This is a genomic window from Roseobacter sp. N2S, assembly GCF_031454055.1.
GTDB lineage: Bacteria > Pseudomonadota > Alphaproteobacteria > Rhodobacterales > Rhodobacteraceae > Amylibacter.
The window spans coordinates 135,223-149,016 of sequence record NZ_JAVDQB010000005.1; the positions used below are offsets into that span (position 1 = coordinate 135,223).

The window sequence follows — 13,794 nt, forward strand, 5'->3', positions numbered from 1 at the left end:
AAGGGATGGTCACCTATTGGTTTCCTGCCAGTCCGTGCAATAGCGGTTAAACAAGCGGCTGAAGGTCAGGATGTCATCGTGTTCCCACTGTGAAAACACGTCTATGTATTTTGACCATTTAATATCTTTGAATTTTGCAAAAACACTATGGGCGCTAGGGGTGAACACCATGACCGATTTGCGCCCGTCATCCTGTGCGGCTTCGCGGCGCAAGTATCCTTTGGTCACCAGATCGGTTGTCACCCGACTGGCGCGCGACGGGTCGATGTTCAACTCTTCTGCCAGTAACCCGATGGTTGCCTGCGCGGCAGACCTGCGGCCAAGCCCCGATTGAATCCGCCAGATTGCGGTCAGGCAGTGGAAGTGTTGCAACTCCAGATCCAAACCCAACGATGCGATCACCTGCTTTGGCAGGTCGCCTTTCATCAACGCATGTTTCAGAACAAAACTAGCGGCGTCAAAGGCCACCATCGCCTCTGCCACGTCTTGGGGGAACCCGTGCTCGACCAATTGTTCCGGAACCGCCGCACCAAGCCTTTTCGATGCGGGAAATCCTGAGGGTGCATTTGTATCGTTCACGGTCATTTCTGATATGTTTCTTCCTGGAAACTAATTGTGAAGCGCATTTATATGACATTGACATATAAATCAAGCACCCTTAATCACCACCTCGTCCTTTGACTCGTTGTGATGTCGTAAACCGGAGTCCCCATGACCGCTGCCAGCCCCACAGACCTACCAGACGCCCAACCGCAAAACCTGATGCTGATCGTTGCTTCGATCGGCTTGCTTTTGTTGCTGGCCTCGCTGGATCAAACGATTGTTTCAACTGCTTTGCCGACGATTGTGGCCGACCTTGGCGGGTTGGATCATCTGTCTTGGGTTGTGACCGCGTATATTCTGGCTTCAACCGTGGCCGCGCCGATTTATGGGAAACTTGGCGATCTTTACGGACGGCGGAACACGGTTTTTGTATCGGTCAGTATTTTCCTGCTCGGCTCGGCCCTATGCGGTTTGGCCAACTCCATGACGTTTTTGATCGGCGCGCGGGCTTTACAGGGGCTTGGCGGTGGCGGACTGTTTGTTCTGGCTCTGTCAGTGATCGGCGATGTGATTGCGCCCAAAGACCGTGGCAAAGTGCAAGGTGTCTTTGCGGCGGTGTTTTCGGTGTCTTCGGTTGTTGGCCCCCTGCTGGGCGGCTGGTTCGTTGAATCCTTTACGTGGCACTGGATTTTCTACATCAACATCCCACTGGGTCTGCTGGCGGTTATCGGTTTTGGCGTCAGCTTTCGCCCCACAGGGCGCCGCGTCAAACGCAAGATCGACTGGACGGGTGCGGCCTCGCTTTCGGTCACGCTGGCCTCGTTGACGCTGTTGACCAGCTTGGGCGGGCGCACATTCGCCTGGGATTCTGTCGAAGTCATCGGCATGGGCATCACAGCCGTTCTGGCCCTTGCCATATTTATCTGGGCAGAAAAACGCGCCGAAGAACCACTGCTGCCCCTGACCCTGTTTAAAGAGAACGTCTTTTGGGTCACCAGCATCATCGGTTTTGTGGCAGGTGCGGCCATGTTCGGGTCGCTGACTTTCCTTCCTATCTATTTGCAAATTGCCAAAGGGACGACGCCGACAGTGTCAGGCTTGATGCTGATCCCGATGACATTCGGCATCCTCACGGCCTCTACTTTGTCGGGGCGGTTTATGGGGCGCACGGGCAAATACCGCTGGTTGCCTATCATTGGCACAAGCTGTTTGATCATCGGCATGTTATTGCTAAGCCGCTTGCAAGTGGACACAACAACACCGGTATTTGCCATATCATTAGCTATGGTCGGCGCGGGCATGGGTTGTATTTTCCCGGTGGTGACCACTGCCGTACAAAACGCAGTGCCCCGCGAACAGCTTGGCACAGCCACTGCTGCGGGATTGATGTTCCGCCAAATTGGTGGGTCGTTGGCGGTGGCTGTGTTCGGGGCAATCTTTTCATCCCGCATGGCCGCACTGGTCGGCGATGCTGTGGAAACCGCGGGCGAAGGGCTACAGGTCAGCCCCGCAATGCTGGCACAAATGCCGGTTGAGGCCCGCGCACATCTGGCAGAATCCGTGGTGTCGTCGATCCACCCGATTTATCTGCTGGCTGCAGGGTTAGGGGCTGTCGGCCTGATCTTTGCGTGGTTCTTAAAAGAAATTCCTCTGACTTCGCGGATGGTTCCTAAAGGGGAATAATCCGCGAAGACCTATGGTCTTTCAAAGCTGTTGTTCAAGGATAACAAGGGCTTCGCGAATCAGTTTGGCCTTTTCCGGGCCAAGCTGCGCAATCACGGCGGCGTTTTGTTCGTCTACAGGCGCGCGCACGGCCTGAACCAGATCAAGTCCCATATCGGTCAGCACAAGGTTCACACGCCGTTGATCTCCGCTGTCCATCTGACGCTGAACCAGACCTTCGGCGACCATACGATCGACCATTTTCGTCAGGGCAGGAGGGTTCATCAAAACAATATCGGCCAATTCGCTCATGGTTAGGCCGTTTGTTTGATTCAATGTTTCCAGAACACGCCACACCTCGACCTGCACCCCATAAGCCCTCAGGCTTTTGTTAAGGCCAGTATGCAACCTGCGATGCGCAGAAGCGACCGCATAAGCGAAATATTTATCCAGTGGCATTGAATCTCGTGTCATTGTTTACCTCATTAAGCCCCCTGTATTATGTCCCTGTGTATTAAAGTAGTTGACTTGGAAAGCGAAATCAATTGCGATAGCGACATATCGCAAGGACGTTCTTTTGTCGCCTTTACTTTCAATTTGGAAACCCCCCGCTGTCTCGGTGCCCCAAACCGTGGCGTCCCCATATGATCAGGGACTGCTTGCGAATAACAAGGCCTTCAGGATTGCACTTTTGATTCCCATGTGCGGCTCGGCCGGGCTTTGGGCACCGTCCTGTATTGCCTGCGCGCAAGTGGCCGTGGACGAGCTGAACAAAGGCGAGGGCATTGCAGGGCGTCCGATCCAGTTAATCATGGTCGACACCGCAATAGAAACCAACGCACCGGTTGAGGACCTGATCAATTCGCTGATTGAAACTGGTTCCATCGACGCCATTGTCGGTATGCACATCAGTGCCATGCGCCAACGCCTAAGCAAGGTTGTGCAGGGGCGCGTGCCTTATATCTACACCCCGCTTTATGAAGGGGGCGAACACGGCAAAGGTATTTTCACCATTGGCGAGACCCCGTCCCAACAGCTTGGCCCCGCCATCGAACATCTTCAATCTGTATACCGCCCGAAAAAATGGGCGCTGATTGGCAATGATTACGTCTGGCCGCGCACGTCCCACGCCTATGCCAAATCCAAAGTCGCGGCTTTAGGGGCTAGTTTAAGCTATGAACGCTACCTGCCGTTCGGGCAGGCGGACTTTTATCAAGAGATCGAAGATATTGTTGCTGCTGGCAGTGAGGCGGTTCTAATTTCACTGGTCGGGCAGGACGCGGTGCAGTTCAACCGCAATTTCGGAGAGTTGGACGCCCATACCCATATGATCCGTCTGTCCTGCGCGATTGAGGAAAACAGCCTTTTGGCCAGTGGTGAGAAAGCCTTGAAACGGTTGTTTTCATCCTCGTCCTATTTTGCCGCGCTCAGCACCGAACGCAATGCAGCGTTTAAGGAAAAATACCACACATTGCACGGCGAACGGGCCCCGATGTTAAACGCTTTGGGGCAGTCTACCTATGAAGGTGTGCAGTTCCTTGCAGGGCTTTTGTCACGATCTACCGAGGGTTGGAATCAACCTGATTTCGCCGCACAAGGCCCCTTGCCCTACAAAAGTGTGCGCAGCTCGAATTTTGTATCCAACGACAGAAAATCATTGTCGATCTATCTGGCCCGTGCCGATGGTATGCTGTTTCACGTTGAGAAAAAGTTATTTAAATCAATAGACTAATTAAATTAATTGAAATAGAAAATAAAATACTTGAAATGGAAAGTTAATTAAGGAACCCTTGATCTCACGAGAGTCGAGGCCAGCAGAACTGTTCTGCGGTCTACAGTCCAAAGGAGATCGCAGTGGTGGTGTTTTTCGTATTTATCCTGGCCTTGGTCGTTCTGTTGATCGGCATCTGGTTTTTCCACCGCTATTTTGCCACTGCATCACGGGACGTGGCACTGGTGCGTACGGGGCTTGGCGGGCAGCGGGTCATTTTGGACGGGGGCTGTTTTTCCCTGCCGATCCTGCATAAAACCCAACGGGTTTCCATGGGGGCGATGACCCTGCGGCTGGATCGTAAAGGCAGCGCGTCCTTGATGACCGGCGACAGGCTGCGGGCCGATGTTGAAATGGCGTTTGAAATGCGGGTCTCTCCGACGCCAGACGGGGTTGCGTTGGCAGCCCAGTCGCTGGCAGGGCGGATTTCGCGCTCTGGCGCGGACATCGAGGACTTGGTGTCTGGCACCGTCATCAACGCCATGCAAAACGCCGCCGCGCGCCGCGATCTTAGCGAAATTCACACCGACCGCGCCGCCTTTACCGCCGAAGTGTCTGATACCGTTGGCATCCAACTGGCCAAACTGGGGCTGGAACTGATTTCAGGGGCGCTGTTGTCAGTGGATCAAAGTGATTTTGCGCAGTTGAACGAACAGAATGTGTTCAACGCCCAAGGCATGCGCCGCGTTGCCCAACTGGTGGCGGATCAGCGCAAGGAACGGGTTTTGATCGAAACCGAAACCGAAATCTCTGTGCGCGAAAGCCGTCTGGTGGAATCCCAACGCCGCCTTGATATTGATCGCGCCGAACGGGAAGCCGAAATTGCACAGCGCGAACATCTGACCCGCCTAGAGGCAGAGTCCCATGCGCTGTCAGAGGTGCGCAAGATAGAGGCCGAACGCTCGGCGGAAACTGCGCGAATTGTACAGCAACAGGATATTGCCGCTGCCAAAGTGAAAAACGACGAGTCGTTGCGCCGCGCGGAAATGGCAGCAATCCTTGCGCTGGAAGAAACAAAAATCGCCAATGATATGAAACTGGCGCGGCTTCGTTCCGAAGAGGCGGGGGTGAAAGCTGCCGAAGAAAACTCTCGTGCGCAGGTCTTGCTGGCGGCGGAATCCGTGCAATCCCAAAAGGAAAAAGCCATCGCCGAGCGGGAGCGGGAAGTGTCTTTGTTGCGGGTGGAGAAAGATCTGGCTGTGGAAACCGCAAAGGCCCGCAGCGCCACTGCGACCCAGTTGGAACAGGCCGAAGCGGATGCCAAAACCACCCAGACCAAAGCCAGCGCCGAACAACATCGGATGGAAGCCGAAGCCAAAGGCCGTGCCGCCCAGATTGCCGCTGAAAACGGCCTGAGTGCTGCGATCATCGCCATGCGTCTGGAAGAACACAAACTGGATCGTATGCCAGAAATCATGACCCAGATGATGAAACCCGTGGAAAAAATCGACTCGATCCGCATCAACCAGATCAGCGGAATGGGCGGATCGGGCGAGGGGGCCACAAGCGGTGTAGACGGGGCCTTCGGGGCGGCGATGGACCAGATCCTTGGCATGGCGGTACGTTTGCCTGCGATGAAACAGATGGGAGAGGAAATCGGGTTGGATTTCGATGCCAACCTTGCCGGGCGCACAGCGGATTATGCCAACCGGATCAAAACAAAACCCGAAGAAAAATAACAAAAAACCAACCACAAAACCAACAAGGGAGACTACCATGTCATTGAATAGAAGACAGTTTCTGGCCTCAACCACTGCATTGGCAGGGGCCGCAGCATTTCCGACGGTTGTACTGGCCGCTGACACGATCAAACTGGGATCGGTTCTTGATACGTCGGGCGGATTTGACGCCTATGGCAAGCCGATGGATATGGCCATGCGCCTTGCGGTGGATGAAATAAACGCAAGCGGCGGGTTGCTGGGCAAACAGGTCGAAGTGATCGCCTATGACACCCAATCAGACATGGCGCTTTATACCCAATACGGCCAACAACTGGTGCGGCAGGATAAAGTGGATGTGGTGCAGGGCGGTATTCTGTCTGCTTCGCGCGAAGCAATCCGCCAGACCATGCGCAAATCCAAAACCCTGTATTTCTATAACGCACTTTACGAAGGCGGGGTTTGTGATCGCAATATCTTTATCGACGGGGTCACACCCGCCCAACAAGCCGAGGCTTTGGTCCCCTACGCCATGGGGAAATCCGGCAAGAAGGTCTATATTCTGGCAGCCGATTACAACTATGGCCAGATCACTGCGGAATGGATCAAGAAATATGTGGCCGATAATGGCGGCGAAACTGTCGGGCTAGATTTCTTCCCGCTGGATGTGTCCGACTTTGGCTCTACCATCGCCAAAATCCAGTCGGTCGGTCCTGATCTGGTGATCGCGCCACTGGTTGGCGGGGCGCATCTGTCGTTCTTCCGCCAATGGGCAGCGGCTGGCATGAAAGACAAAATCGCGCTGGCCTCGACCACTTTGGGTGTGGGCAATGAACATAAAGTTCTGACCGCTGCCGAAGGGGACGGGATTATGGTGGCCTATAACTATTCCCAAGAGTTGGAAACGCCCGCGAATACCGCGTTCAAGGAAAAATGGGCGGCGGCCTATGGGGACAGCTCTGCAATCCACGAATTGGCTGTGTCACATTATCAGGGCGTTCTGACCTGGGCCGAGGGCGTGCGGGTTGCAGGCTCGGTTGAACGGGATGCGGTGATTGCAGCGCTGGAAACCGGCATTTCTATCGAAGGCCCGGCGGGGACCATTACCATTGATCCCAAAACCCACCACGCCATTCTGGATGTTCACATCATGGAGATGGAAAATCAGGGCATGAAGGTGATTGAAACCCTGTCCCAGCGCCAGCCGGTTGATACCCAAGCGGTTTGTGATCTGGCGGAAAATCCGGATGACAACACCCAATACGAAATCAAATTCTAAGATTTCTCCCCACTGGCGACAGGGCAGGGGTTCCGCCCTGTCGCCACTTTTGCCCTTACGGGCTGTCTGACCATTCCCAAACAAAGGGCTGTTATGGATTTCACCGTCGTTGTCATCGTTGAGGTGCTCTACGCCGTTGCCTCGCTTGTGCTGATCAGCGCGGGTCTGGCTGTGGTGTTTGGCATGATGAAAGTCATCAATCTGGCCCATGGTGAATTCATGATGCTGGGGGGCTATGCCACCATTACGGCGGTCAATCTTGGGGTGAATATTTTCATTGCCATGCTGATTGTCGCGCCGTTGATTGTGGGGCTGATCGGGCTGGTGGTCGAACGGCTGGTGATCCGGCACCTTTACGGGCGGCTGGTGGATACCATGCTGGCCACTTGGGGGTTAAGCCTGTTGTTCATCGGAGCCGCCACGATGATTTTTGGCAATACCACCACCGGAATTTCCGCCCCGATTTCGGGGTTTGCTGTCGGGGATTACCAGATCAACGGCTATAACTTTTTTATTATCATTGTGTCGATCGTGCTGATCCTTGGCATGTTGTTTGTGCTTAAAGCCACGCGGCTGGGGCTGATCGCGCGGGGCACTATGCAGCGCTCTGACATGGCGGCGGCTTTGGGGTATTCGCCCGATCGTATCTATATGGCCACGTTTTTTGCAGGCTCTGCCCTGTCTGGTCTGGCGGGAGCGGTGCTGGCGCCACTGGTCGGGTTGGTGCCCACATCGGGGGGCGCGTTTATCGCCAAGGCCTTTATCACCGTGATCGCTGGCGGGCCGTCCTTGATTGCAGGTTTGCTGTCGAGCGCGGGAATATTCGGGGTCATTGGTCAGGTGTTTTCCTTTTCCGTGTCGGCGGTCATGGGCGATGTGGCCATGCTGATCGCCGCGGTCATTTTGCTGCGTCTGCTGCCCCAAGGGGTCACAGCGCGATTTTTCAAAGGAAAACTGTGATGCAGAGCCCTTGGCAAAAAGAGCTGATAACAACCCTGCTGATCGGGCTGGCTGCGGTCTATCTGCTGCCCTTTGCGATCAATACTTTCACCCTGTCGATCCTGTTGATCTATGGCCTGCTGGGGCTAAGCCTTGGGTTGATCTGGGGTTTCGGGGGTATCTTGTGTTTTGGTCAGGCCGCGTTTTTCGGGCTTGGCGCTTACACTTATGCGATTGCAGCGGTGAATATCGGCGAGAGCACGCTGCCGATGATCCTGTCGATCCTTGTGCCCGCCCTGTTCGCGGCCTTGCTGGGGGCGATGATGTTTTACGGGCGGTTGGCAGATGTCTATCTGGGGGTAATTACGCTGGTGGTCACGCTGATCCTGTTCAAGTTTATCAATTCTACTGCGGGGCCGGAATATGTGATCGGCACGGCGCGGCTTGGGGGGTTCAACGGCATTCCGGGGTTTCAAACCTTGAATATTCCGGGGCGACCAGATGATTATATCTGGGGGGACAGTTTTTATTACGTCTGTTTTGGCGCGGTGCTGGGGGTCTATTTGTTGGTGACCTGGCTGCTGCGGTCCAGCTTTGGGCGGATCGCCATTGGCATCCGCGAAAACGACCAGCGTATGTCTTTGATGGGCTATGACACCCGCGCACGCAAAACGGTTCTGTTTGCCATTGGCGCTGCCATCGCAGGGCTGGCGGGCGGGCTTTATGCCAATTGGGCGGAAATCGTGACGCCGGGTCTGTTCAGCCTTGGGCAATCGGCGGAAATCATCATCTGGTGCATTGTTGGCGGGCTTGGCACGCGGCTGGGTCCGATCCTTGGGGCGGCGGGGCTGGCCTATCTAAAATTTCTGTTGGGACAGCAATCCGTGGTGGATAACACGATGATAACGGGTCTTATTCTGGTGCTGTTTGTGCTGTTCCTGCCCAAAGGTATTGTGCCTGCCGTGGTAAATCTGTGGGCGGCCAGTTTTGGGCGGCGGGTCAAACGTGGCGGGCGCAGGGCAGGGCGGGCCACGCGCGCGGCCACCCGTAATGCGGCCCGTCAGGAAAAGGCGGTGTCCCATGGTTGAGACCATTCTTGAAACCCAAAACCTGACCATGCGGTTTGGCGGGGTTGTGGCGTCGAACAATGTTAATTTCAAACTGAAAGCGCGCGAATTACGCTGCCTGATCGGGCCAAACGGCGCGGGTAAAAGTACATTTTTCAAATGTGTCACGGGGCTGCTGACCCCCACCAGTGGACAGGTGTTCATGCGCGGCGATGAGGTCACGGGCTGGGCGCCGCACCAGATTGCTGCTCTTGGGGTCGGGATCAAAACACAGGTGCCAAGCGTGCTGGACGGTTTATCGGCCTATGAAAATATCTGGTTGTCTGCGCGGCGGTTTCTGTCGGTGACCGAGGCAAACCGCAAAACAGACGAGGTGATCACCCGCCTGTCGCTGGGTCCAATTGCCAAGGCAGAGCTGGGGCGGCTGGCCCACGGTGAACGCCAGCGGGTGGAGCTGGGCATCGTGATGGCAGGCGACCCGTGGCTGGTACTGCTGGATGAACCCGCCGCTGGCATGACGGCCCAAGACGTGGATCGCATGGCCGAAATCATCCACGATATGTTGAAAACCACAGCGGTGGTTATCGTCGAACATGACATGCAATTCATCCGCTCTATCGCCACAACCGTTACCGTGTTTCACCAAGGTGCCGTGCTGATGGAAGATCACGTGGACCGCGTCATGGCAGACCCCACGGTGCGCAATGTCTATTTGGGAAAGAAGGCGTAAATGCAAGAAGATCGCGAAATATGCCTTGATGTGAACGGGCTGTCGGGGGGCTATGGCAAAGTGCCGGTGTTGCACGGGCTGTCGTTCTGTGTGGGTGAAAATGAAATTGTCGGCGTGCTGGGGCATAACGGGATGGGTAAATCTACCCTGTTGAAAACCCTGATGGGGTTTTTGCCGGCCACGGCGGGGAACGCGCGGTTTTATGACAGTGACCTGAACGGGTTAACCCCCAATGCGCGGGCCAATCTGGGGGTGGGCTATGTACCACAGGGGCGCGGAATCTTTCCCCAGCTTTCGGTGCATGACAACCTGCGTTTTGCCTATCAGGATCACGGGCAGGGCAGCGAAAGCGACACGCTGGCCGAAGTGCTGGCGGATTTCCCAAGGCTTGAGCCATTGTTAACCCGTGAAGGTGGCGCGCTGTCGGGGGGGGAACAACAGTTACTCGCCCTTGCGCGGTGTTTGATGGGTGCGCCCGAATTTCTGTTGCTGGATGAACCAACCGAAGGCATCCAACCCTCGATCATAGAAGAAATGGCCGAAACCTTGCTGGACCTGCGGGCCAAACGGGGGCTGTCCATTTTGCTGGTGGAACAGAACTTTGACTTCATCGCCGATCTGTCTGACCGCGTGCTGGTGCTGGAACGGGGGCGCATTTCGGGGGAACTGACCAAGGCCGATCTGGCGGATCAATCCAAAGTGGATCAGTTTTTGGGCTTTGGCACCGCCCGATCCACCCGCGGTGCTGCCCCCGTGCAAACCCGCCAAAACGGGCAGGGGCCAGCCAATGCCGCCAGCCCGTCCCAACCCATTCCCACCCTCAAACCTGCGGTGACATCCATGACCATCAAACGCCCGTCCCTGACACAAATGCGCGCTATGGCCGCAAAATTCGGCATGAATCTGACCGATGCCGAACTGTCCGAATATAATGAAATCATGGAGCCCTATATTCAGGCCTATGACCGTATCGACGCCACCCCCGATAACCTGCCCGAGGTCCGCTATCCCCGCGCCCCCGGTTATCGCCCGAACCCGTCCGACAACCGCCTGAACGCATGGTATTACAAAACTGAAATCAAAGGCGCGGTAGATGGCCCGCTGCGGGGCAAACGGATTGTTTTGAAAGACACGGTTTGTCTGGCGGGGGTTCCGATGATGAACGGGTCATCCATCATGGAGGGTTATACCCCCGAAGTGGACGCCACCATCGTCACCCGCATTCTGGACGCAGGCGGCACCATCGCAGGCAAAGCCCATTGCGAAAATTTCTGTCTGTCGGGCGGGTCGCACACCAACGCCACCGGCCCCGTCCACAATCCGTGGAAACACGGCTTTATGGCGGGCGGGTCTTCCAGCGGCTCTGCTGCGCTGGTGTCAGCGGGCGAAGTGGATATGGCGATTGCGGGGGATCAGGGCGGGTCAATCCGGATTCCGTCGTCGAACTGTGGGGTTTACGGGATGAAGGCGACCCACGGGCTGGTGCCTTATACGGGGGTTGCCCCTGTGGAACAGACCATTGATCACCTTGGCCCCGTCACCAAAACTGTCGCGGATAACGCGCTGTTCCTAGAAGTTCTGGCGGGCCAAGACGACCTGGACCCGCGCCAGTATAAACCCAAGGTCTATAAATACACCGAGGCCTTGGGCCGTGGCTGTCGGGGTCTGCGCATTGGCATTCTGAAAGAGGGGTTCAACCGCCCCGAAAGCGAACAGGACGTGGATCACAAAGTGCTGGCCGCCGCCGAACGGTTCCGCGAATTGGGCGCGGATGTGCGCGAGATCAGTATCGAAGATCATAACTTTGCCTCTGATCTATGGACCGCAATCACCGTTGAAGGGCTGCAAGATCACATGATGCATGGCAACAGTGGCGGCACCAATTATCGCGGGATGTTCCTGCCCTCGATGATGGATCAGGTGTCCCACTGGCGTAATCGGGCGGATGAGTTAAGCCATTCGCTTAAAACCTGTATGTTTCTGGGAGAGTATTTTCAGGAACAATATCGCGGGCGCTATTACGGCAAGGCGCAAAACCTGATGCGCAACGTCAAACAAAGCTATCTAACTGCACTGAACGAGGTGGATTTGCTGTTGATGCCAACCGTGCCAATGAAGCCGCAACAGATTCCGGCTGCGGATTGCTCGATCTCGCTTTACGTGCAGCGGGCGTTTGAAATGGTTGGCAATACAGCCCCTTTCAATGTTACGGGATTGCCAGCCATGTCGCTGCCCTGCGGTCTGTCCGAGGGGTTGCCGATTGGGATGACGCTGGTTGGGCGGTTTTATGACGAAATGCGGATTTACCAAGCCGCCCATAGTTTTGAACAATCCGGCGATTGGCGTGTGTTTTAGGAGGAGGAATTGTCATGTCCATATTGAACGAAAGTCTGGCGCAGACCCTTTCTGCCCCAATCACTGCTGCGCAAGCGCAGGTTGACGGGGGGAGCCTTTCGCCCAAAGACGGCAAGTCTTATGTGGTGGGGGACAGCGCTGAACCGTTGTTATTCCAGACCATCCCCCAAATGCTGCGCGATACCGTAGCACGCCACGGCCCGCGCGATGCTTTGGTGGTGCCGTTTCAAAACCGCCGCTTGACCTATTATGATTTTGACCGCGAGGTTGACGCCCTTGCTACGGGTCTGTTGGCGCTTGGGCTGAACAAAGGCGACCGCATCGGCATCTGGTCGCCCAACCGTTATGAATGGGTGCTGACCCAATTTGCCACCGCGCGGATCGGGCTGGTTCTGGTGAACATCAACCCTGCCTATCGCCTGTCTGAACTGGAATATGCGCTGAACAAAGTGTCGTGTAAGGCGATTGTCACGGCGCAGGCGTTTAAATCCTCGGACTATATGCAGATGCTGCGGGATCTGGCGCCGGAACTGGATGATTGCACACCGGGCCGGTTGCAATCCGCCCGTCTACCTCATCTGAAAATCGTTATCGCCATGGGCGCGGATGCGGGCAAAGGTGTCTTTACCTTTGACGAGGTGGCAAACCTTGGCGGGCCATCCCAGCAGTTGCGGCTTGCCTCCATTGACGCCAGTCTTGATCCGGATGATCCGATTAATATCCAGTTTACCTCTGGCACCACGGGTGCGCCCAAAGGGGCGACGCTGACCCATTATAATATCCTGAACAATGCGCGGTTTGTGACCGGGCGGATCAATCTGACAGAGATGGACAAACTGTGCATTCCGGTGCCGCTGTACCATTGTTTTGGCATGGTGATGGGCGCGCTTGGCTGTGTTACCAAAGGTGCGACGATGGTGTTCCCAACCGAGGGTTTTGAACCCGTCGCCACCCTGAAAGCGGTTGAAGCCGAACGTTGCACCGGACTTTACGGTGTGCCTACAATGTTTGTGTCCATGTTACAGGAACTGGACAACCAGCCCTGCGATCTATCGTCTTTGCGTACTGGTGTGATGGCGGGTGCACCCTGCCCGATGGAGGTGATGCAGCGCGTCATCGCGCGGATGCATATGTCCGAAGTCACAATCTGCTACGGCATGACCGAAACAGCGCCTGTATCGTTCCAAAGTTTCGGGGATGACCCGCTGGAAAAACGCTGTGGCACGGTGGGGCGGGTGCACCCCCACCTAGAGGTTAAAATCATCGACGACGCGGGCGCGATTGTGCCAGTTGGCACCCAAGGCCAACTGTGTACGCGGGGGTATTCGGTGATGAAGGGCTATTGGGATGAGGCCGAAAAAACGGCTGAGAGCATCAAAGACGGCTGGATGCTGACAGGCGATCTGGCGGTGCTGGATGAGGACGGTTTTTGTTCCATCGTGGGGCGTGTCAAAGACATGATCATACGGGGCGGCGAAAACATCTATCCCCGCGAAATTGAGGAATATCTGTTCCGTCATCCTGATGTGGCTGTAGTTCAAGTCTTTGGTATCCCCCATGAAAAACTGGGTGAAGAAGTTTGCGCTTGGGTGATCCCCAATCCTGGTGCGGATTTGACAGCCGAAAAGATCACCGCCTTTTGCGCGGGCCAGATTGCCCATTACAAAGTGCCGAAACACATCCGTATTGTGGATGAAATTCCGATGACGATCACCGGAAAACCGCAGAAATTTGTGATGCGGGATTGGATGATCAAAAACGCAGGGCGGGTGTCTGGCTAGGGGGGGCGT

11 protein-coding genes are annotated in these 13,794 nt (G+C 55.6%); 9 read left to right on the forward strand and 2 right to left on the reverse strand.

Features of this window, described 5'->3' with window-relative positions; translation table 11 throughout:
• Positions 1 to 9: 9 nt before the first annotated feature.
• On the reverse strand, positions 10 to 585 hold the full coding sequence (locus GGE09_RS13475; protein ID WP_309746663.1) for a MarR family winged helix-turn-helix transcriptional regulator: 576 nt from the start codon (positions 583 to 585) through the stop codon (positions 10 to 12).
• Between the two features lie 126 nt (positions 586 to 711).
• Here GGE09_RS13475 and GGE09_RS13480 point away from each other — a divergent pair, with 126 nt between their 5' ends.
• The gene (locus GGE09_RS13480; RefSeq protein ID WP_309746664.1) at positions 712 to 2,226 is read left to right on the forward strand and encodes an MDR family MFS transporter; all 1,515 of its coding nucleotides are present in this window, start codon (positions 712 to 714) and stop codon (positions 2,224 to 2,226) included.
• 21 nt (positions 2,227 to 2,247) lie between these two features.
• Here GGE09_RS13480 and GGE09_RS13485 read toward each other — a convergent pair whose 3' ends face one another.
• Positions 2,248 to 2,679, reverse strand: coding sequence for a MarR family transcriptional regulator (locus GGE09_RS13485; protein WP_309746666.1), 432 nt, complete (start codon positions 2,677 to 2,679; stop codon positions 2,248 to 2,250).
• Positions 2,680 to 2,896: 217 nt separating this feature from the next.
• Here GGE09_RS13485 and GGE09_RS13490 point away from each other — a divergent pair, with 217 nt between their 5' ends.
• The 8 genes from GGE09_RS13490 (at position 2,897) to GGE09_RS13525 (ending at position 13,785) form a co-directional block, all read left to right on the forward strand.
• Positions 2,897 to 3,937 carry a substrate-binding domain-containing protein gene (locus tag GGE09_RS13490; RefSeq protein ID WP_309746667.1) on the forward strand — a complete coding sequence of 347 codons (1,041 nt, stop codon included), beginning with the start codon at positions 2,897 to 2,899 and terminating at the stop codon, positions 3,935 to 3,937.
• A gap of 122 nt (positions 3,938 to 4,059) precedes the next feature.
• On the forward strand, positions 4,060 to 5,655 hold the full coding sequence (locus GGE09_RS13495) for a flotillin domain-containing protein (RefSeq protein WP_309746668.1): 1,596 nt from the start codon (positions 4,060 to 4,062) through the stop codon (positions 5,653 to 5,655).
• A gap of 37 nt (positions 5,656 to 5,692) precedes the next feature.
• Positions 5,693 to 6,913, forward strand: coding sequence for an ABC transporter substrate-binding protein (locus GGE09_RS13500; RefSeq protein ID WP_309746669.1), 1,221 nt, complete (start codon positions 5,693 to 5,695; stop codon positions 6,911 to 6,913).
• A 93-nt stretch (positions 6,914 to 7,006) separates the two neighbouring features.
• Positions 7,007 to 7,873, forward strand: coding sequence for an ABC transporter permease subunit (locus tag GGE09_RS13505; protein ID WP_309746670.1), 867 nt, complete (start codon positions 7,007 to 7,009; stop codon positions 7,871 to 7,873).
• Positions 7,873 to 8,940 carry a branched-chain amino acid ABC transporter permease gene (locus GGE09_RS13510; RefSeq protein ID WP_309746671.1) on the forward strand — a complete coding sequence of 356 codons (1,068 nt, stop codon included), beginning with the start codon at positions 7,873 to 7,875 and terminating at the stop codon, positions 8,938 to 8,940. The genes GGE09_RS13505 and GGE09_RS13510 overlap by 1 nt, the downstream gene beginning before the upstream one ends.
• Positions 8,933 to 9,649, forward strand: coding sequence for an ABC transporter ATP-binding protein (locus GGE09_RS13515; RefSeq protein WP_309746672.1), 717 nt, complete (start codon positions 8,933 to 8,935; stop codon positions 9,647 to 9,649). The genes GGE09_RS13510 and GGE09_RS13515 overlap by 8 nt, the downstream gene beginning before the upstream one ends.
• The gene (locus GGE09_RS13520; protein WP_309746673.1) at positions 9,650 to 12,004 is read left to right on the forward strand and encodes an amidase; all 2,355 of its coding nucleotides are present in this window, start codon (positions 9,650 to 9,652) and stop codon (positions 12,002 to 12,004) included.
• Positions 12,005 to 12,018: 14 nt separating this feature from the next.
• The gene (locus GGE09_RS13525) at positions 12,019 to 13,785 is read left to right on the forward strand and encodes an AMP-binding protein (protein WP_309746674.1); all 1,767 of its coding nucleotides are present in this window, start codon (positions 12,019 to 12,021) and stop codon (positions 13,783 to 13,785) included.
• Positions 13,786 to 13,794: the final 9 nt, after the last annotated feature.

Bases quoted from the DNA above. Each gene is read 5' to 3' on its own strand.
- GGE09_RS13475 (WP_309746663.1), bottom strand. From the start codon at position 585: ATGACCGTGAACGATACAAATGCACCCTCAGGATTTCCCGCATCGAAA.
- GGE09_RS13500 (WP_309746669.1), top strand. From the start codon at position 5,693: ATGTCATTGAATAGAAGACAGTTTCTGGCCTCAACCACTGCATTGGCA.
- GGE09_RS13510 (WP_309746671.1), top strand. From the start codon at position 7,873: ATGCAGAGCCCTTGGCAAAAAGAGCTGATAACAACCCTGCTGATCGGG.
- GGE09_RS13480 (WP_309746664.1), top strand. From the start codon at position 712: ATGACCGCTGCCAGCCCCACAGACCTACCAGACGCCCAACCGCAAAAC.
- GGE09_RS13525 (WP_309746674.1), top strand. From the start codon at position 12,019: ATGTCCATATTGAACGAAAGTCTGGCGCAGACCCTTTCTGCCCCAATC.
- GGE09_RS13505 (WP_309746670.1), top strand. From the start codon at position 7,007: ATGGATTTCACCGTCGTTGTCATCGTTGAGGTGCTCTACGCCGTTGCC.
- GGE09_RS13485 (WP_309746666.1), bottom strand. From the start codon at position 2,679: ATGACACGAGATTCAATGCCACTGGATAAATATTTCGCTTATGCGGTC.
- GGE09_RS13515 (WP_309746672.1), top strand. From the start codon at position 8,933: ATGGTTGAGACCATTCTTGAAACCCAAAACCTGACCATGCGGTTTGGC.
- GGE09_RS13520 (WP_309746673.1), top strand. From the start codon at position 9,650: ATGCAAGAAGATCGCGAAATATGCCTTGATGTGAACGGGCTGTCGGGG.